Annotated in this window: 15 protein-coding genes and 1 tRNA gene; 2 read left to right on the top strand and 14 right to left on the bottom strand. The window is 61.9% G+C overall.

The genetic code is table 11. From position 1 onward, the window contains the following. Positions 1-13: 13 nt before the first annotated feature. The 13 genes from KY459_10050 to KY459_09990 form a co-directional block, all read right to left on the bottom strand. Entirely contained in the window at positions 14-2053 is a 2040-nt protein-coding gene (locus KY459_10050) for an EAL domain-containing protein (GenBank protein ID MBW3565054.1), read from the bottom strand. 95 nt (positions 2054-2148) lie between these two features. Next, positions 2149-4503 (bottom strand): polyribonucleotide nucleotidyltransferase, encoded by a 2355-nt coding sequence (gene pnp / locus KY459_10045; protein MBW3565053.1) that lies wholly within the window; start codon positions 4501-4503, stop codon positions 2149-2151. 137 nt (positions 4504-4640) lie between these two features. Beyond that, positions 4641-4907, bottom strand: coding sequence for a 30S ribosomal protein S15 (rpsO, locus tag KY459_10040; GenBank protein MBW3565052.1), 267 nt, complete (start codon positions 4905-4907; stop codon positions 4641-4643). A 99-nt stretch (positions 4908-5006) separates the two neighbouring features. Continuing rightward, positions 5007-5933 carry a tRNA pseudouridine(55) synthase TruB gene (gene truB / locus KY459_10035; GenBank protein ID MBW3565051.1) on the bottom strand — a complete coding sequence of 309 codons (927 nt, stop codon included), beginning with the start codon at positions 5931-5933 and terminating at the stop codon, positions 5007-5009. After that, positions 5930-6892, bottom strand: coding sequence for a bifunctional oligoribonuclease/PAP phosphatase NrnA (locus KY459_10030; GenBank protein ID MBW3565050.1), 963 nt, complete (start codon positions 6890-6892; stop codon positions 5930-5932). The genes truB and KY459_10030 overlap by 4 nt, the downstream gene beginning before the upstream one ends. After that, a complete protein-coding gene (locus KY459_10025; GenBank protein ID MBW3565049.1) occupies positions 6885-7247 on the bottom strand; it encodes a DUF503 domain-containing protein in 363 nt (120 codons plus the stop codon). Before KY459_10025 ends, KY459_10030 begins: the two co-directional genes overlap by 8 nt. A 6-nt stretch (positions 7248-7253) precedes the next feature. After that, positions 7254-10040 carry a translation initiation factor IF-2 gene (gene infB / locus KY459_10020; protein MBW3565048.1) on the bottom strand — a complete coding sequence of 929 codons (2787 nt, stop codon included), beginning with the start codon at positions 10038-10040 and terminating at the stop codon, positions 7254-7256. Between the two features lie 49 nt (positions 10041-10089). Further along, positions 10090-11790, bottom strand: a complete 1701-nt coding sequence (gene nusA, locus KY459_10015; GenBank protein ID MBW3565047.1) for a transcription termination factor NusA — start codon at positions 11788-11790, stop codon at positions 10090-10092. A gap of 3 nt (positions 11791-11793) precedes the next feature. After that, positions 11794-12270: a ribosome maturation factor RimP gene (locus KY459_10010; protein ID MBW3565046.1), complete on the bottom strand. Its 477-nt coding sequence runs from the start codon at positions 12268-12270 to the stop codon at positions 11794-11796. A gap of 182 nt (positions 12271-12452) precedes the next feature. Continuing rightward, complete coding sequence (locus KY459_10005) at positions 12453-13445, bottom strand: hypothetical protein (GenBank protein MBW3565045.1); 993 nt, start codon at positions 13443-13445, stop codon at positions 12453-12455. 62 nt (positions 13446-13507) lie between these two features. After that, positions 13508-14479, bottom strand: a complete 972-nt coding sequence (locus KY459_10000; protein ID MBW3565044.1) for an RluA family pseudouridine synthase — start codon at positions 14477-14479, stop codon at positions 13508-13510. A 10-nt stretch (positions 14480-14489) separates the two neighbouring features. After that, a complete protein-coding gene (locus tag KY459_09995; GenBank protein ID MBW3565043.1) occupies positions 14490-15914 on the bottom strand; it encodes a NupC/NupG family nucleoside CNT transporter in 1425 nt (474 codons plus the stop codon). A gap of 25 nt (positions 15915-15939) precedes the next feature. Further along, positions 15940-16761, bottom strand: a complete 822-nt coding sequence (locus KY459_09990) for a purine-nucleoside phosphorylase (GenBank protein MBW3565042.1) — start codon at positions 16759-16761, stop codon at positions 15940-15942. Between the two features lie 60 nt (positions 16762-16821). Between KY459_09990 and KY459_09985 the strand changes: the two genes are divergently transcribed. Both KY459_09985 and KY459_09980 read left to right on the top strand, forming a co-directional pair. Beyond that, positions 16822-18051, top strand: coding sequence for a L,D-transpeptidase (locus tag KY459_09985; protein MBW3565041.1), 1230 nt, complete (start codon positions 16822-16824; stop codon positions 18049-18051). 124 nt (positions 18052-18175) lie between these two features. Beyond that, a complete protein-coding gene (locus KY459_09980; protein ID MBW3565040.1) occupies positions 18176-18913 on the top strand; it encodes an NAD(P)H-dependent oxidoreductase in 738 nt (245 codons plus the stop codon). A 2-nt stretch (positions 18914-18915) separates the two neighbouring features. Here KY459_09980 and KY459_09975 read toward each other — a convergent pair. Continuing rightward, a tRNA-Sec gene (locus KY459_09975) sits at positions 18916-19013 on the bottom strand. Between the last annotated feature and the right edge of the window lie 6 nt (positions 19014-19019).

The raw sequence follows: 19019 nt of genomic DNA, 5'->3' as shown, positions 1-19019 counted from the left end.
CGAAGCGAAGGGCTCAGTCGGAATCGAATCCGCGGAGCAACTGCTGAATGTCGATCTCCCCCGGAGGCAGCGGATGATTCAGAAGAAAACCCTGAGCGATGTCGCACTTCTGCTGACGCAAAAACGCGAGTTGAGCCGGCCGTTCGACTCCTTCCGCAACAACGTTCAGTTTCATCCCGTGCGCCATCTGGATCATCGACGCCGTGATCGTTGCGTCGGGTCCGGACTCGATATCGCCGATGAACAGTTGATCCAGTTTGACGATATCGATCGGAAGATTCCTCAAATACGTCAAAGACGAGTAGCCGCTTCCGAAGTCGTCGATCGCGATGCTGACGCCGAGCGCCTTGAGCGACCGGAGGATACTGACGGTGACCTCTTCGTTCCGGAAGGCGACCGCCTCGGTGATCTCGATCACTAGAAGATTCGCCGGCAGGCCAGTGGTCCTCAGCGCCGCCTTGACGGTCGACACCAGTCCGGGCTGAAGCAGTTCCGGGGGAGAGAGATTCACAGCGATACTGAGGCTCGCCCCACTTTCATTTTCCCAGCGCGCTCCCTGCGCGCATGCCTGGTTAAGAACGAAGTTACCCAGCCTGCTCATCAGCCCGGTTCTCTCCGCCATCGGCACGAATGTGGTGGGAGGCAGCATCCCGTGCCTAGGATGATCCCATCTTACCAGAGCCTCGAAGCCGCGCAGACTCCCGTCTTCGAGATCATACTGAGGCTGGTAGTGGACCGTCAGAGCGCTCTGATCGAGAGCCGACCGCAGATCCATCTCCAGTTCGAGCCGGCTGACCGCGTCGGCGTTCATCGAATGGGTGTACAGGCGGTAACGGTCCCGGCCGTCTTCCTTTGCACGGTACATCGCCGAATCGGCGTTCCTGACCAGCTCTTCGGCGCCCGTTCCGTCCTCGGGAAACAGCGCGATTCCGATGCTGCACGAGACGACCAACTCACGCCCAAACGCGACGAAGGGGCGTCGCATCGCCTCGAGGACCTTGTGGGCGACCTTGACCGCGTCGTCCGGTGCCTGAATCCCCTGGATGATCACGATGAACTCGTCGCCCCCGAACCTGGCCACCGTATCCTCGGACCGGACCACATTCCGCAGCCTCTCTGCCGTGACCCTCAAAAGGGCATCTCCGACCGAGTGGCCCAGCGAATCATTGATGTTCTTGAACCGGTCCAGATCGAGAAAGAAAACGGCAAGCCGCCCGCCACGCCGGCCCGAATGCTGGGTCGCCATGATCAAACGATCGAAAAACAACGCCCGGTTCGGAAGACCAGTCAGTTCATCGTGATAGGCCATATGCTCGACCTGCGACGCGGCTTCCACCGCCGCCTGTCGTTCGTCATCGAGCAGCGAGGTGATCATCGCGAGCCCGAGCATCGCCTGGAAAAACGCAGTCATGATCACCGACGTGTTCGAGGCAGCGTAGATGGCGACCGGGTTTTCGTTCAGCCGCGAAATGTCCCTCAGAAAGCCGACGAGCTCCGCCGCTCCCATCAAACCGAACATGACGACGAGGAGAACGCAGCTCGAAACTGCGCCTTCACGAGGGCGCGCGAACAACAGGCCGCATCCAATGAAGACGGCTGCCAAAATGACCGAATGACTCGATGTGAACGCAAAGTGAATCAAGGCCTGAGCAGGAACCAGCGTCGTGAGCCAGACGAGCAGACCGAGGCTCAGGATCCCGGCGACCTGAAAAATCCGCCTGGAAGCCAGCAGCCTGATCGGCCGCCCCTGCGAGAGCTCCCACGATCCTAAAAAGAAGAACACCGCCGCCGCAAACCCGGCCTGTGACGCCACGAAGGTGGTGATCCACTTGAGAGGGCTCAGCAGCGAAACACCGGAGAGATATACGAAGGAAAACCAGGCACCGAGGCTGATGACGGCGAATGCAAGCCACGCTCTCGACCACTGAAGCATGTATCGCTTCCCGTGCCGGCGATAGAAGTGAAAGAGGAGAAGGGAAACACCGATCGGCGCAAGGGCCTGAATCGCCGCGTAACTCACAAGAACCGAAAGCTGTAGGCCCTGCGTCCCCACCCTCGGTCATTTTAGCCGAGAGAACGAAGAATCGGCGGTTCAAAAAAAAGACGCTCCGTTCGGAGCGTCTTTCCGATTTCTTCCAACGAGGAGAGTCAGTTGCTCGAATCGTCGCTGCCGCCTTTATGATCTCCACGCGGAGGGCCGCCGGAACCGCCACGATCACGATCTCCACGTCCGCGGCCGCGACCACGGTCACGATCTCCACGTCCGCGATCGCGATCTCCCCGTCCGCGATCGCCTCCACCGCGCCCACCACGATCCCGATCGCCACCACGACCCCTTGGGCCGCGATCACCACGAGACCTCTCCCTCGAGGCGCGATCGGCATCGGCGGCCGCTTTCTCCTCCGGCGTCGGCGGCGGAAGAAGCGGTTTTCTCGAAAGCCGGATCTTGCCCGTTCCCTCTTCGATCGCAACCACCTGTACCTCGACGATGTCACCGAGCGCGTAGAGACTCTCGACACTGTCCACGCGAGAGTGGGAGATCTCGGAAACGTGCAGCAATCCGTCCTTTCCGGGCAACACTTCGATGAATGCTCCGTACGGCTCGATTCGCTTCACTTCGCCGCTGTAGTTTCTGCCGATCTCAGCGTCGGCCGTGAGCCCCCGGATGATGTCGATCGCCTTTTGAGCAGACTCGGCATCGACCGCGGCAATGATGACGCTTCCGTCGTCGTCGACTTCGATCTTGGTCCCGGTCTGCTCGACGATCGAGCGAATCGTCTTTCCACCCGACCCGATGATGTCCCGAATCTTGTCTTTGGGAACCTGGATCGTGTAGAGCCGTGGCGCGAACTCGGAGAGCTCCGTGCGGGGCTGATCGATCACTTCGGCCATCTTGTCCAGAATGAACATCCGGCCATCGCGAGCCTGCTCGAGCGCTCTGGCCAGTACCTCCCGCTCGATTCCGGTGACCTTGATGTCCATCTGCAGTGCAGTGATGCCTTCGCGAGTACCCGCGACCTTGAAGTCCATGTCCCCTTCGTGGTCTTCGGCGCCGGCGATGTCGGTCAGGACGACCGTCTTTCCCTCGCCCGTAATCAGGCCCATCGCAACGCCGGCAACCGCCTTCCGGATCGGAACGCCCGCGTCCATCAGCGCCAGCGAGCCCCCGCAGACGGAAGCCATCGACGAAGAACCGTTGCTCTCGAGGATGTCGGATACGCAACGGATGGTGTAGGGAAAATCATCCTCGGCCGGAAGAACCGGCTCGAGCGCTCGCCTGGCAAGACTTCCGTGACCGATCTCCCGTCGCCCGGGTCCCCGCATGAACCGCGCCTCCCCGACCGAGAAGGGCGGGAAGTTGTAATGCAGCATGAACCTCTGGAAAGTTTCCCCTTCGAAATCCTCGACCCTCTGCGCCTCCTGGGGAGTACCGAGGGTGATCGTGACCAGAGCCTGGGTCTCGCCGCGCGTGAAGATTGCCGAGCCATGGGTTCTGGGAAGGGTTGCAGTCTCGATTGAGATCTTCCGGATCTCATCCGGCTTTCGCCCGTCGAGTCGTTTCTGTTCATCGAGGATGAGGTTCCGTGTGATCTCGGTCTTCAGATCGTTCAGCGCGGCCTCACGAGCTCGCAGCTCCTCTGCCTGAGTCTCGGGATCAAGACCCTCGACAACGCGTTCACGCAGCGCGTTCATCGCCGAACGACGCTGCGACTTCCCCTCGGTCAGAAGGGCTTCCCGAACCTCCGATCCGACGCGTTTCTTCAAATCGTCGTACACCGACTCGTCGTATCTCGGTTTCGCCGCGACCTCGATCGTCTCTTTGCCAGCCTCGGCCCGGAGCTGCTTCTGAATCTCGACGATCTTCCGGATCTCCCGGTGAGCTGCGTCGAGCGCGTCCAGAACGGTGGATTCCGAGACTTCCCGTGCGCCTGCCTCGACCATCACGATGGCGTGCTCGGTGCCGGCGACGACCAGATCGAGATCCGAGACATCACGCTGTTCATTGGTGGGATTGACGACGATCTCTCCATCGACGATTCCAATGCGGACTGCGCCAATCGGATTCGGGAACGGGACTTCCGAAACGATGAGGGCGGCCGAGGCGCCGTTGATCGCCAGGATATCGGGATCGTTCTCGCCGTCAGCCGAGAGAACCATGGCAATGATCTGGGTCTCCTGCCGGTATCCCGGTGCGAACGACGGACGAAGGGGACGGTCGATCAGCCTGTCGGTGAGAATCTCCTTCTCGGTTGGCCGGCCTTCACGCTTGAAAAATCCGCCGGGGATCCGTCCGCCGGCGTAGGTGTACTCCTTGTAGTCGACGGTCAGCGGCATGAAGTCGCCGGGACCGGGTTGATCCCTGAAGCTGGCCGTCGCGAGAACCACGGTGTCTCCCAGCTGAACCCTGACCGCACCGCTCGCCAGCTTCGCGAGCTTCCCCGTTTCGAATGACATCGTTGCTGCACCGAGCGTGACTTCTTTCCTCACAACATCTCTATCCATATTTTTTCCGCTTTCTCTTTCTTTCCGCGTGTTGGCCCGGTCAGGCGTGCACGAATACACGAGACTCCCGGCGGGACGAGTCCCGCGCGGGTCGTGGCGTGTTCATGGCTCCGGGGAGCTCATGCAACCGGGTCTATTTACTTTCTGATTCCGAGACGCTCGATGACGGCGCGATAGCGCTCGAGGTCTCTTTTCTTGAGGTAATCCAGCAGGCGTCGCCGCTGGCCGACCATCTTGAGAAGGCCACGACGGCTGTGATGGTCTTTCGCGTGGGTCTTGAAATGCTCGGTCAGGTAACCGATACGATTCGACAGCAGAGCGATCTGGACCTCGGGTGAACCCGTGTCGCTCTCGTGCGTGCGGAACTCATTGATGATTTCCGACTTTTCCTTCAGCGTAGTCAACTTCAATCTCCTGATTTTCCGTATGCTTAGTCTATTCGTCTCAAACTCGACACTCTAACACCACCCTCGTCGAGATCAATTCCGCCGGGCCGGCGTCGTTCAACTCTGCAGAATTACCCTCGGCTGGACCACCAGAGGTCCCCCCTCCTTCATCACGCGACTGACCCGCCCGATTCCGAGCAATGTCCCTCGCGCATCGGAAAGAGCGACTTCGTCCGCATATTCCGCTTCACGGTCTTCGCCCGGCGGCTTGACTACTACTTCCTGGCCATGCCGGACCGCCCGGATCTGCATCGGATCGAGCATCAGGCCGGGCAGCGGGAGCTCGATCTCCCGCATGCTCCTGAATGCCGCGTTATCCGCGATCTCCTCGGGCGACATTCCGGTGAGATTCCCCGAGGGTATGCTCGCCGAGAGATCATAGGAACCGATCCGGGTACGGCGAAGCGAGATCAGGTGCGCCCCCGTTCCGGCGGCGACACCCGCATCGTGCGCGATGGTCCGCACATAGGTTCCCGCGGAGCATTCGATCCGTATCCGGACAACCGGCCCGTCGACGGCGAGAATCGTCAGGTCCTTCACATCGACCTTCCGCGGCTCCAGCTCAGGAGCTTCGCCGCTCCGAGCCATCTCGTGCGCGCGGCGTCCTCCGATCTTCTTCGACGAGTACGCCGGCGGCGTCTGAAGGATCTCGCCTCTGAATCCGGCGAAGATCCCTTCGAGGTCGAGAGAGGTCGCGTCGACGTCCTCGATTCGCTCACCGACCGGTGTCCCTTCGGCATCCTGGGTCTCGGTCGCCCAGCCGAACCTCACCTCCCCCTCGTAGGTCTTGCCGAGCCCCGTCAGATAGCTCTGAAGGCGCGTGGCCGAACCGAGGCAGAGGATCAGCAGACCTGTCGCCAGCGGATCGAGTGTGCCCGTATGACCGACCTTCTTCATCCTCGCAGCGCGCCGGAACCTCGCGACGACGTCGTGGGAAGTGATCCCGCTTTCCTTATCGACCAGATAGAGCCCGTCGAGACTCACGGCTCGATCGCCTCGCCGAGTACCTTCAGGAGGTTGGCTTTCGCCTGCTCGATCGGTTCCGCAATGAAGCAGCCGGAAGCCGCCCGGTGACCACCGCCCCCGAAGCGCCGGGCGACTTCGTAGACGTCCGCCCCAGGTTTGGCTCTCAGCGAAACCCGCGTTCCTCCCTCGGTCTCCTTCAGAAAGGCCGCAACGCGCACGCCGGCGATCCGCCGTCCCCAGGCCGAAATCCCATCGGAATCCTCGAAATCCGCGCCGGTCCGGGCGAGCATTTCATCAGTCATGTGCATGATCGAAACGCGCCCGTCGAAATGGATCTCCAGAGTATCGAGACAAGCTCCGAGAAGCGTGAGGGCCTGCGGGCGGAGGCTCTCGTTCAGCTCGAGCGAGATCTGTCCGGGATCAGCACCAGCGCGAACGAGTCGGGTCGCGGCCTCGAACGCCCGGAGGGTCGTGTTCGTGTACCGGAAAAAACCGGTATCGCTCGCAAGCGAGACGTAAATCGCGGTCGCGATCGGCGGGTCGATCTCGACGCCGAGCCCGGTCGCTACCTCGAGAAGCATCTCCCCCACGGACGGCGCATCAATGTCGAGAACATTGATTTCGCCATACATCTCGTTGCCGACGTGATGATCCACATTGATGACGGGGCCTGGCAGGATCGCGAATCCGCAACGATCCGCTTCCGGACATTCCATCGTGAAGAGGGCGTCCCACGAATCGGGATAGTCCTCGGGGAGCGCGTCGAGAATCTCCACCGACTCGGCGCCGGGGATGAACTGAAGCGGATCGGCCCACCGGTCCCGCACGATGACGCGTCCCCTTTTCCCGAGCTTCTCCAGAATTCCCTTCAGAGCCAGAGAGCTCCCGAGAGCGTCGCCATCCGGACCCCGGTGGGAAGTGATGAGAAAATTCGATCCTTCTCGAATCCTCTGAAGCATCCGGCTCATCTCAGTCATCGAATCGCTCTCCGTCTTCCTGGTTTCCGTTGAACAGATTCTCGATCGAGGAGCCCATTCCGATGTCGGCATCGAAGGGAAGAATCTCGACCGTGTGTCCATGCAGGAGCCCGCCAGTCGCCTCGTCGATCGCCTCGGCGGCTTCATCGAGAACCCTTCGGGCGAGATCGGCGTCGGAGGTCACGATCGCGGCACCGATCCTCGATCGCTGATGCAGCTCGAGAGCCCCGACCTCGGCAGCGCTCAGATACCGGTTCCTGAGAAGGCCCTTCACTTTCTGCACCACCGAGCGCTTTTCCTTGAGCGAGTGCGCCTGAGGAATCAGCAATTCGAAGAGCGCAACTCCCACGTACATCGATGACTACTCGAGCGAGGCAGCTCGCTCCTCGGTGACGAATGCTTCGATGACGTCGCCGACCTTGACGTCGTTGTATCGCTCGATGCCGATTCCGCACTCGAAGCCCTGCCGAACCTCCGAGACGTCGTCCTTGAAGTGACGCAGCGACGAGATTTTGCCTTCGTGCACCACTCGGTTGTCCCGAAGGAGCCGGATCTGGGCTGTCCGCGGAATGACTCCGTCAACGACGTAGCATCCTGCAATCGTTCCGGCTTTCGGAACCTTGAAGAGATCGCGGACTTCGGCACGGCCACGGTAGACCTCTTCTCGGATCGGCTCGAGCAAGCCGGCCATCGCCAGTTTGATCTCGTCGATCAGCTCGTAAATGATCGTGTGAAGCCGGATCTCCACGCCTTCCTCGGCCGCGAGATCCGCGGCATTCTTTTCGGGTCTGACGTTGAAACCGATGATGATGCCATTCGAGGCGGTCGCGAGAAGCACGTCGTTGGTGCTGACGGCTCCGACCGACGCATGCATCACCTTCACCCTGACCTTCTCGGTGGACAGCTTTTCGAGCGAATCGCGAAGGACTTCGACCGATCCCTGGACATCGCCCTTGATGATCAGATTGAGCTCTTTGGCCTCGCCCTGCTGCATCTTCGCATAGAGCGAATCGAGCGACATCTTGCTGCCACGCCTGTCGCCAGCTTCCCGGGATTTCTTTTCCTGACGCTGTTCGGTGATCGTCCGGGCCTCGGATGCTTCGTCGACGACGATGAATCGGTCGCCTGCGTCCGGAAGCTCGTCGAAGCCCATCACGCTGACCGGCGTCGCGGGCGGTGCCTCCTTGAGTCGCTTGCCGAGATCGTCGGTCATCGCCTTGACCTTCCCGGTCACGAGCCCGGAGACGAAGTGATCGCCGATCCGAAGCGTCCCGTCCTGGACCAGCACGGTCGCGACGTTTCCGCGTCCCTGCTCCTTGCTCGCCTCGAGAACGACTCCGCGCGCTGCACGTGACGGCGAAGACTTGAGCTCGAGCATCTCGGCCGTGAGCTGAATGACCTCGAGGAGTTCATCGATCCCCGTCTTCTTCAGCGCCGAGACCTGAACCGAGGTGACGTCGCCACCCCAGTCCTCGACGAGGATGCCGTTCTGCGAGAGCTCCTGCTTCACGCGCTCGACGTTGGCGTTCGGCTTGTCGACCTTGTTGATCGCAACGATCACCGGAACCCTGGCGGCCCGCGAGTGATCGATCGCCTCGCGGGTCTGTGGCATCACGCCGTCATCGGCTGCAACAACGAGCACGACGATGTCGGTGGCGCTCGCTCCCCTGGCCCGCATGAGGGTGAACGCCTCATGACCCGGAGTATCGAGAAAGACGATCTTCTGACCATTCTGCTCGATCGCGTATGCACCGATGTGCTGAGTAATACCACCGGCTTCGCCTTCGGCAACCTTCGTCTTCCGGATCGCGTCGAGTAGCGATGTCTTTCCGTGATCGACGTGTCCCATCACCGTGATGACCGGGGCCCGCGGCTCGAGACCGACGTCGCCTTCCCCCTCCCGCTCCATCTCTTCGAGCTCGATCGCCTCCTCGAACGTGACGAATTCCGCTTCGATCCCGAGCTCGTTGGCGATCTCCAGAGCCAGCTCGGACTCGAGCGGGGTATTGATCGTGAGGATTCGCCCCTTCTTGATCAGATGCGTCAGCAGATCGCCTCCGCGAACGTTCAGTTTGTCGGCGAGATCCTTGACGGTTACACCCTCTGACAACGTGATCTTCTCCTTCGGCTTTTCGAACTCCAGACCTTTGTCCGTGACCGGACCGGCCTGCTTTCTCTTGTCCTTCCGGCTCGATGGCTGAACCGGGACCTGCGGTTCGGGGTCTTCTTCCAGAACGGTTCGGGCAGAGAATGGGCCTTTGTGAAAGAGCGACTCGTCGGTCTCTCTTCGCGCTTCGGCAGATCTTCTGCGGCGGCCGGCGTGCTGCTGCTTTTTCTCGATCCGGTCGCCCTCGCTCTCCTTGCGACGGCGGGCGGTGGGGGCCGAGGTCGGAACCGGCTGAGGCTCACCCGGATAGAGAGGAGCACTCCGCTGCGGCCGGGCCACTCGGGACGCCGGGCGCTCGCCAGGTCTGGAGGACGGGCGCTCGCCGGGTCTCGAGGACGGGCGCTCGCCGGATCTCGAGGACGGGCGTTGCGCGGGTCTCTGAGCCGGTCTCTGATCTCCGTAGTCCGGTCGTGGCCTGGTCATCGCGCGCGCGCGCGGTCCTGTGGGACCGGTTCTGCCTCGATCGGCAACGGCGGGAGCTTCGGACGGGGTCGGACGGTCGGGCTGTCGCGGCGGCGTGATCCGGACAGGTTTCTTGACAACGGGGGTTTTCGGCGCCTTTTTCCGAGCCTCGGCCTCGGCCGCTTCCTGAGCGGCGCGTTCCTTCGCCTCGGCTTCCGCCGCCTCGATGAACTCCTGAATGACGGGGCCTTCGGCCGGGGCCTGATCGGTCGGAGCCGGCGACGAGGGCGCTTCCTTCGGCGGCGCGACCGGCCGGGTGGGCTTGACGATCGGACGCGGAGGCCTGACTTTCCGGGCGCGAGCTTCCCGCTGCGGTTCGGAGACGGCTTTTTCGTCCCTCATGATCACGGCACGCGGCCTCACCGCCTGCCGGCCCGACAGCGCACCGATGATCGCGGCATGGTCGACCGCGGCATCCTCGCTCTCGATCTGTACGCCAAGAGACTGAAGCTTGAACACGAGATCCTTTGCCGGGATCCCCATCTGCTTCGCCATGTCTCTGACTCGTATCTTCGCCATTCTCTAACGACTCCTCTTCACTACCATGTTGCCGACGGCCCGGTCCCGGTCAACCGGCCCGATCCGTTTCCTCTTCGATCGCCGGCTCGCCGGGCAGAGAGCTTTCGACGTTTTCCTCGCTCACGAGCTCCCCGGGCGAGGCAACTTCACTCGCCTCCCCGTCGGTTGAATCGCCGGAAGCTTCTGCTTCCTCGGCATCGGCCGCTTCAGCATCGGCTGCGTCGGCTTCTTCCTCGCTCCACTCTTCGTCGTACTCCTCGTCATCGTACGGGTCGACCGACATCAGAACGTTCTGCAGCTCTTCCAGCGGAGGAACGTCCTGGCCGCCTACGGCGACCCGGTCGAACTCCTGCGCGCTCTCGATCAGTCGGGATGCGGCATCGACGTCGATTCCGTCGATGTTCGCGAGATCCTCGGCCGTCGCATTGAGAACCGAATCGAGGTCGTCGTAACCGGCGGCATCGAGCAGCCGGGCGATCTCGGGATCGATTCCGTCGACGTCGAGGATGCTCACCTCCGACCTCGCCTCCGACATCGCTACCTGAAGCATCTGCGTCAGCGCATCGGCGACCTCTCCCTTGACCTCGTCCTCCGACTTGATGTCGATCCGCGCACCGATCAGCTCGGCGGCGAGCCGGACGTTGAGGCCGCGCTTGCCGATTGCCAGCGAGAGCTGATCGTCGTCCACGATGACGTCGAGGTTCGGACGGATCGCATCTTCTTCGGAGGTCACGCTCACACGCGTGATCCTTGCCGGGGCGAGCGCATTCTGGGCAAACGAAACGATGTCCTCGTGCCACGGAATGATGTCGATCTTCTCTCCCCGCAGCTCCCGGATGATCGACTGCACCCGTGAGCCCTTCATGCCGACGCAGGCGCCTACGGGATCGACGTCGCGCTCCTTGGAAGCTACGGCGATCTTCGCGCGCTCGCCCGGCTCACGGACCGCACGTTTGATCATCACGGTGCCGTCGTAGATCTCGGGAACTTCCATTTCGAAGAGCTTGACCAGAAGAAGAGGATCGGTCCGCGACAGCACGACCTGCGGGCCCTTGGGCTGTGTGTGGACGTCGACGACCACCGCACGGATCCTGTCTCCCTGCGAGTAGCGCTCGGCACGCGACTGCTGGCTGCGCGGGATCACCCCTTCGGTGCGTCCGTTGAGATCGACGATCATGTCGCCACGCTCGAACCGCTTGACGTAGCCGTGCTCGATCTGGCCGACCCGGTCCCTGAATTCCTTGTAGACCTTGTCCCTCTCCGCTTCGCGGACCTTCTGATAGAGAACCTGTTTGGCGCTCTGGGCCGCAATCCGGCCGAGCTCGGCGAGTCCCTTGTCGAGCGGAATCCGGATCGTGTCGCCCGTCTCCGACTTCGGATCGATCTTGCGGGCCTCGTACTGTCGGATCTCCGTGTGCGTGTCGGCCACGACGTCGACGACGGCTTTCTCGATGTAGTCGATCCGAATGACGTCGCCGGGCTTCGCGTCGGACTGATAGCGAGCAGCCTCTTCCGGCGTGATCTGGAGGAGCGGATCCTCGATCTCTTCCTCGGTCTCGACGACGTGCTTCTCGACGAAAATGTCGACGCCACCCGTCTCGTCGCGCTTGAGGATCGCGTGGACCGGCTCGCGAGTCTTGTAGAACTTCCGGGCAGCTGTGCCCAGAGCATCTTCCAGCGCCGCGACCACCTTGTCCACGTCGATCGACTTCTGGTGGGCGAGCTCCCTGATGAGGTTCTCGTTGAACATTGTCTAGTTGCGCTCCCGAAAGTCTGGTTCGAGCCTGGTCTCTTTGATCTGATCGAGCTCGATCTCGTACTCCTTAAGCTTCTTCGACTTCTCGTCGACGACGACGATCCTGCCGTTTTCGAACGACTTCAAACGCCCCACGATCACGTGAAGCCCGCCCACCGGTGCACTGGTCCTCACCCGAACCAGACTGCCGAGGAAGCGCTGGTAATCCTCGTTTCGGTAGAACTTCCGATCGATACCGGGAGAGGAGACTTCCAGATCGTATGCACCCGGAAATGCATCGATGACGTCGAGCAGAGGTCCCAGCTGTTTCGAAACGAGCTCGCAATCGCCCAGCGTGACGCCCCCCTCTTTGTCGATGTCGATCCTCAATGCGCGGTGACCGCCGGACCCGGCGATCCCTATGTGAACCAGTTCGAGCCCTTCGGACTCGACAACCTTCTGTATCTCCCGCTCGAGCTGCTCTGGCACGTCCATTTCCGTTCGAATCCGTTCGAAATTTTCCCCTCAGAACAAAAAAAGCGGCCGCACGGCCGCTTTCGTCGTCCGAAAGCCCTCCCGGCGAGACTAGCATGCCGGGCACACGACTCACAACCGGGCGGACCGTCGAGCGATTCCACGCCCGATCGTCCGCCCGGAGACGACTCCGTTTGTGATCCTTATCGGTGTCGGACGGCGCGCCGGAACTTCACCGGCTCGTCCCCCGCTTTGCTCAGCGGATTCTGGGGAGAATAGACGCTGAGATCGATCGGAACCATGAACATCGCTTCCTGCGTGATCGGGTCGTTTGTGCTCCGCGCGATGACCGATCCGTACGCGAAGAACCCCGGAATCCCATCCCCGACTTCCGGATCGCCCGGATTGGTCGGAGTGACGCCGGTCTGGGTCACAACGACATACCCGCGACCCGTAAAGCCCGGGAACATGTTCGTGATCCCCCGCTGGTTCATTCCCAGCGGAGCCAGATTCTCGTTGAACGTGCCGATTCGATTTCCATTCTGATCAAACAACTCCACGCGGATCGTCGTCGACGAGAACTCGCTCGCGTTCGCGATTCCGATGTTGCTGCGGAAATTGTCGTTCGCGATGATCCCGGTGATCAATGCACGGTCGAGCTGGTCGGCCGCGGCCGAGGCCGAAATGTATGCGTACCACGGCTGGCCGGGGAAGAGCTGACCGAACGAGCAGGTGGGCTGATTGTTCGGGCAGGCCGTCCCCGTCGCCTCGGTGTAGACGCGGGCCTGTACCGTGATGTTCCTCAGATCATTCTCGTTGTTCACACAATCGCCCCCGGCACGGCAGGCGTATAGAATCGCCTGACCCCCAAAAGCGCTCACACCCAGGATCGTCTGCACTGCGTCCGTGACGATAATCATGTCGCCAGGAGCAATCGTTCCGACGGTACGGGTGTCGTTCGCCGCCTGCCGGTTGTCTCCTCCACCGATCGGCAGAAACGCGATCGTCACTTCGATCGTGTCGCTCGCCAGGCTGTTGATGAACAGATCCGTCTTGAAGAACGACTGGTTCGCCCCCTCACCGCGAACGATCGCCGGGAGGTACACGATGTCGGCCGCCCTGAAGTTCGAAGCAAAGGTACTTCCCGCAAAGAGCAGCATCGACATCGCCAACACCGCTTTGATCATTGGTTTCATCCGTTCAATCCCTTTCCTGCCCCTCGAGGCCATTCCTTCGAATTCTAACTGATTCTGGATATTCAATCCCGATCCGACTCAGCATCTTCCAAACTCCTGATGAGCCGGCGAAAATCCTCCGGCTCCTGCGAAGTCAGGACCAACCTCTTCACGCCCGGAAGGGAGAGCTCCATCCTGTGCGCATGAAGCGCCTGCCGTTCCATCTCTCTGACGGCCTTCCGTGTCTCCGGGTTCTGAATGCCCTTCCACTGCGCACCCGAATAAAGCGGGTCGCCCACCACAGGGTGGCCGATCGACTGGAGGTGGACCCGGATCTGATGAGTCCTGCCGGTCAGGATCTCGCACTCGAGCAGGCTCACCCATCCGAAACTCTTCAATGTTTCGTATCTCGTCCGTGCCGGCCGCCCGTCCGGGCGCGTGCTCATCCTCTTCCGATCGCTCCGGTGCCGTCCGATCGGTCGATCGATCAATCCCCCGGAGGGCCTGGGCGCCCCGTAGACCACAGCCTTGTAGAACTTCCTCACCGCCTCCGTATGCCAGGCCTCGGAGAGCTGGCGGTGCGCTTCGTCCGACTTGGCCACGATCATCACCCCCGAGGTGTCCCTGTCGAGGCGGTGAACGATCCCCGGCCTGAGGACGCCACCGATACCGCTGAGTCCCTCGAGCCGGTACAACAGTGCATTGACGAGAGTTCCACCGGGATGCCCGGGAGCGGGGTGAACGACCATCCCGGCGGGCTTGTCGATCACGGCGAACCGATCGTCCTCGTACAGAATCTCGACAGGGATCTCCTCCGCCACGACCTCCGAGCTCACCGGCTCGGGCAGATCGACTACGTATCGCTCTCCCGGCGAAACCCTCCGTGAGCTCTTGAGCTCGGCGCTGCCGGCCAGTTCCACGCGACCGTCCCGAATGAGTCGTGCGGATTGCGAGCGGCTGACACCGGCGAGACCGGTTGCGATGAAACTGTCGAGACGTTCCCCCTCGCTCTCGTCGTCGACGATCAGTTCCACCTTCTGCGCTCGATCTGCCACGCTCGCCGAGTCAGAGCAGCATGCCCGCAATCGTGGCGGTCATGAAATTCGCCAGCGTCCCCGCGAGCATTGCCCGGACGCCGAGTCTCGCAAGATCCCCTCGACGGCCCGGAGCGAGCGCGCCGATGCCACCGATCTGGATCGCAATCGACGAAAGATTCGCAAATCCGCAGAGCGCGTATGTGGAGATGATGAAACTGCGCGGGCTGAGCGTGCCCGCCACCTCGCCGAGCTTGACGAAGGCAACGAACTCGTTGAGCACCATCCGCAGGCCCAGCAGGTTTCCGACCGTCTGGGTCTCACCCCACGGCACTCCCATCGTCCACGCAATCGGACGGAACAGCCAGCCGAGCAGAACCTCGAAGCTCGCGGGAAAATAAGCTCCTATGACCGCGAATCCTCCACCAGCTGCAACAAGGCTTTCGTGAACCCAAAGGAAGGCCGCGTTCACCATCGCGATCAATGCAATGAACGCGATCAGCATGGCCGCGACGTTGAGCGAGAGATGGAGTCCTTCGAGCGCGCCCCGTCCTGCAGCGTCGATGATGTTGACGTCGGTCTTCGGGACTTCCACTTTCACATTCGGCCCGGTCTCCGGTTCGCCGGTCTCGGGAACGATCATCTTGGCGAGCGCGATCGACGCCGGAGCTGCCATGATCGAAGCAGTCAGCAGATGGAGCACGTCGACGCCGGCCACCATGACGTACGCCGCCATGATCCCACCCGAAACGGTCGCCATGCCGGAGACCATGACCGTCATCAGCTCGCTGAGCGTCAATCGGTCGAGATAGGGGCGGATCGTGAGGGGCGCCTCGGTCTGTCCCATGAAGATGGCGGCGGCGACGTTGGTCGATTCGGCCCCCGATGCGCCGAGGAAACGGGTCATGATTTTCGCGAAGAATCGAACGATCACCTGCATCACTCCGACGTAATAGAGCACCGCGAAGATCGAAGCGATGAAGATGATCGTCGGAAGCACCTGAGTCGCGAAGATGAAGCCTGTGGATGTATCACCGTGACCGAGCTGGCCGAAAACGAAATCCGCTCCCTCCTCGGTGAATCCGATCAGCTGCGTCACGATGTCGCGAACCGTCGCGAATGCGTATGCGAGCAGGTTGAAGCGAAGCGCCGCAAAAGCCGCCAGCACGCCAACGACCAGCCAGAAGGACTTTCGGGACGGCGGAGGGAGCTTTCTCGCCACGACCACCGCCACGCCGAGAAGGAAGATCACCACGAATGCCGCGATGGGCCGGCTCACCCCCGGAAGAAACCAGTCGAGCGCCCTCGCGATCGCTGCGCCCTTCAGAACGAGGATCGCGAGAACGACCTGCAACCCCAGCCCCCACCCCACCGTCGACCAGCGAATTGCCCGACGGTCCAGCGAAAGGCCCCATGCGATCAGAATGATCACACCGATCCCAAGCAATCCAGTCATCCGTTCCAAGCCGTACTCCTCCTCATCAGTCGTTGGGAAGGCGCGCGATCAGGTCGATCAGCAGGCTGCCGAACTCCTGCTCTACTCTCGCGGTCGTCTCGATCACTTCCTCGTGAGTGAGCTTACGAGGAAGGATCCCGGCCGCCATGTTCGTGATGCAGGAGATTCCGATCACGGGAATCTGCATGTGCGACAGCGCGATGACCTCCGGAACGGTCGACATCCCGACGGCGTCGGCACCGAGAGTCCGAAGCGCCCGGATTTCCGCCGGTGTTTCATACGAGGGTCCCGGGAGGCCAGCGTAGATCCCTTCCTTGATCCCGCACCCTTTCTGCTCGCAGATCTCCTTGGCGATACCTCGCAGGGCCTCCGGGTACGGCTCGCTGAGATCGGGGAACCGGCTCCCGAGCGCATCCAGATTCTCGCCTCGCAGGGGGTTGTCGCCGAACATATTGATGTGGTCGGAGATCAGCATGAGATCTCCCGGCGCGAAGTCGACGTTGATGCCCCCGGCCGCATTCGTCACGATGGCGAACTTTGCGCCCATCCGTCCGACGACTCGCGCCAGAAAGACGACCTCGCTCATCGAAAAACCCTCGTAGTAATGAGCGCGACCCTGAAGAATGGCGATTTTTTTCGAGCCGGACTTCGCGAAGACCATCCGTCCGTGGTGGCCCCGCACCTTGGCCACTGGCGCGTGCGGGATCTCGGAGTAGGGAATCGCCGGCTCCGTTTCGAGCCCGTCGACGACGCCGCCGAGACCCGAACCGAGGACGACGAGGATGTCCGGCCGCGCATCGACACGGGCGCCGATCCAGGCGACCGCCTCGTCGATTCGCTCGATCATCCGCGGATTATATGTGCCGTTGCCAGCCACCCGGCAAAAACATTGCTTCAGTGCCCGTTCATGACGAGAGCACTGGTTCACTCAGCCATCGCAACCATCGCAATCACGCTGTTCGCCTGTGGCGGGGAACAGGAGGAGACGGCCCCTGCAACGACCGCCACCGATCCGAGGGAGTCGACGTCGGTCTCTACCTATCTCGGTGAGGATCCGAGCCCGGAAGAGATCGAGCGCCAGCGCCGCTCGACGGAATGGAGAAACGTCGAATCCTTCAACCGTCGACGCGCACGCGAGGCCCGGCGGGGTCAGTACGCGGAACAGGCCGCCGCGGTGAGGTTCGCACCCGGGGGCGCGGCCGCGGAGTCGTTCGACGACCTCGATCCCAGCCAGCTCACCAACATGCCCGTCCGCGTCCCGATCGAGGGCGATGTCTCCGGGCCTTCGGTCCTCAGGGCCCAGCTTCTGCTCGACCGCGCGGGATTCTCTCCGGGCGTCATCGACGGAAAATGGGGAAAAAACACCGCTGTTGCTGCGTGGTGGTTTCAGAGTGAGAACGGGATCGAACCTACGGGAACGATCGATGAACCGACGTTCCGAAAGCTCGTCGAGCACTCGGGAAACGTCAATCCGATCTCCCGCTACAACATCAGCAGCTCCGATCTGGCAAAGAAGACCGTGAGCATCCCGGAGGATCCGTACGGCAAGGCCGAGTTCGACTGCCTCTGCTATGAGAGTCATCTCGAGGGGATCGCCGAAAAGTTTCAGACCACCGAAGAGTTCCTCCGAACCCTGAATCCGGACGCCAATCTCGAAAACCTTTCGGCAGGCCAGCCGCTGTACGTTCCCAACGCCGGATCGAATCAGCCCGTGAATGTCGCCAGGATCAACATCTCGGTCCGCGGTCAGTACCTCCACGGGCTCGACGAATCGGGCAATATCGTCTTTCATGCACCTGTGACCGTCGGCTCACAGTTCGACCCCTCCCCTTCCGAGACGCTGGAAGTCGTCGGAATCGCGCATGATCCGACGTACCACTATCAGCCCGAGCTCTTTCACGAGGTTCCCGATCATGAGCCGACCGCGATTTTCCCCGCCGGCCCGAACTCTCCAGTCGGGATCGTCTGGATGGAGCTCAGCAAAGAGAACTACGGAATCCACGGGACCGCGGCACCTTCGACGATCGGATACACCTCGTCGCACGGCTGCATCCGGCTGACGAACTGGGACGCCGCAACGCTTGCCGACTCCATCGAGCAGGGAACGGTCGTGGAGTTCTCGGACCCCCGCGCCTGAGCGACTCCGGCAGGGGTCCGACTCACCCCGCCAACCGGCGCTACAGTGGTCCGCCGCTTCGCAAGCGGCCGTGCTGCCGTCGGACGTACACTGCCTTCAGCCAATTGAAGGAAGGAGGCCACCGATGGACAAAGGACCGCAGCCCTGCCCGACCATCGAAACCGATTTCAGCGATTTGCGAGCGCTCTTCGTCAACTGCACTCTCAAGAAATCTCCGCGTCAGTCTCACACCGAAGGATTGATGCGGGTCTCGATGAAAATCATGGAGAAGGCGGGCGTTACGGTCGACTACATCCGAGCTGTCGACTTCCCGGTCGCGCCGGGCGTCCAGCCGGACATGACCGGCGATGGATGGCCCGACGATGCCTGGCCGAAGCTGCGCGAGCGCGTGATGTCCGCCCAGATTCTGGTGATCGGAACGCCCATCTGGCTCGGCGAGCGTTCTTCGGTCTGCAGTCGCCTGGTCGAGCGACTCTACGCGGAATCGGCGCGAACCAATGAGAAGGGGCAGTACATCTATTACGGCCGGGTCGGCGGCTGCATCGTCACGGGAAACGAGGACGGCATCAAGCACTGCAGTCAGAGCATCCTCTACGCACTCCAGCATCTCGGATATCTCATCCCCCCGCAGGCCGACGCCGGCTGGATTGGCGAGGCGGGCCCGGGTCCGTCTTACCTCGATGACGGCTCCGGCGGACCGGAGAACGATTTCACCCAGAGGAACACGACGTTCATGAGCTGGAACCTGATGCACATGGCGAGAATGCTCTCGGATGCCGGCGGCGTCCCCGCCCACGGCAACCAGCCGGAGCTCTGGGATGAGGGCTGCGACTTCGGCCATCCGAACCCTCAATTCAGGTGAAATGGCGGAGGCGTGTCGGAATCGAACCAACCCATCGACGCCTTCGCGCCGACGCAACGGTTTTGAAGACCGCGGGGGCCGCCAGACCCCATTCGCCTCCGTATCC

It is taken from the genome of Acidobacteriota bacterium, assembly GCA_019347945.1.
Classification (GTDB): Bacteria; Acidobacteriota; Thermoanaerobaculia; order Gp7-AA8; family JAHWKK01; genus JAHWKK01.
Note: the sequence above shows the minus strand (reverse complement) of the source record. Positions and strands in the feature narration are given on the sequence as shown.

What these genes read in the sequence shown, in the direction of transcription:
- pnp (MBW3565053.1), bottom strand. Translation starts at nt 4,503, where the DNA reads ATGGATAGAGATGTTGTGAGGAAAGAAGTCACGCTCGGTGCAGCAACG.
- KY459_10030 (MBW3565050.1), bottom strand. Translation starts at nt 6,892, where the DNA reads ATGACTGAGATGAGCCGGATGCTTCAGAGGATTCGAGAAGGATCGAAT.
- KY459_10025 (MBW3565049.1), bottom strand. Translation starts at nt 7,247, where the DNA reads ATGTACGTGGGAGTTGCGCTCTTCGAATTGCTGATTCCTCAGGCGCAC.
- infB (MBW3565048.1), bottom strand. Translation starts at nt 10,040, where the DNA reads ATGGCGAAGATACGAGTCAGAGACATGGCGAAGCAGATGGGGATCCCG.
- nusA (MBW3565047.1), bottom strand. Translation starts at nt 11,790, where the DNA reads ATGTTCAACGAGAACCTCATCAGGGAGCTCGCCCACCAGAAGTCGATC.
- KY459_10010 (MBW3565046.1), bottom strand. Translation starts at nt 12,270, where the DNA reads ATGGACGTGCCAGAGCAGCTCGAGCGGGAGATACAGAAGGTTGTCGAG.
- KY459_10005 (MBW3565045.1), bottom strand. Translation starts at nt 13,445, where the DNA reads ATGAAACCAATGATCAAAGCGGTGTTGGCGATGTCGATGCTGCTCTTT.
- KY459_09995 (MBW3565043.1), bottom strand. Translation starts at nt 15,914, where the DNA reads ATGACTGGATTGCTTGGGATCGGTGTGATCATTCTGATCGCATGGGGC.
- KY459_09990 (MBW3565042.1), bottom strand. Translation starts at nt 16,761, where the DNA reads ATGATCGAGCGAATCGACGAGGCGGTCGCCTGGATCGGCGCCCGTGTC.
- KY459_09985 (MBW3565041.1), top strand. Translation starts at nt 16,822, where the DNA reads ATGACGAGAGCACTGGTTCACTCAGCCATCGCAACCATCGCAATCACG.
- KY459_09980 (MBW3565040.1), top strand. Translation starts at nt 18,176, where the DNA reads ATGGACAAAGGACCGCAGCCCTGCCCGACCATCGAAACCGATTTCAGC.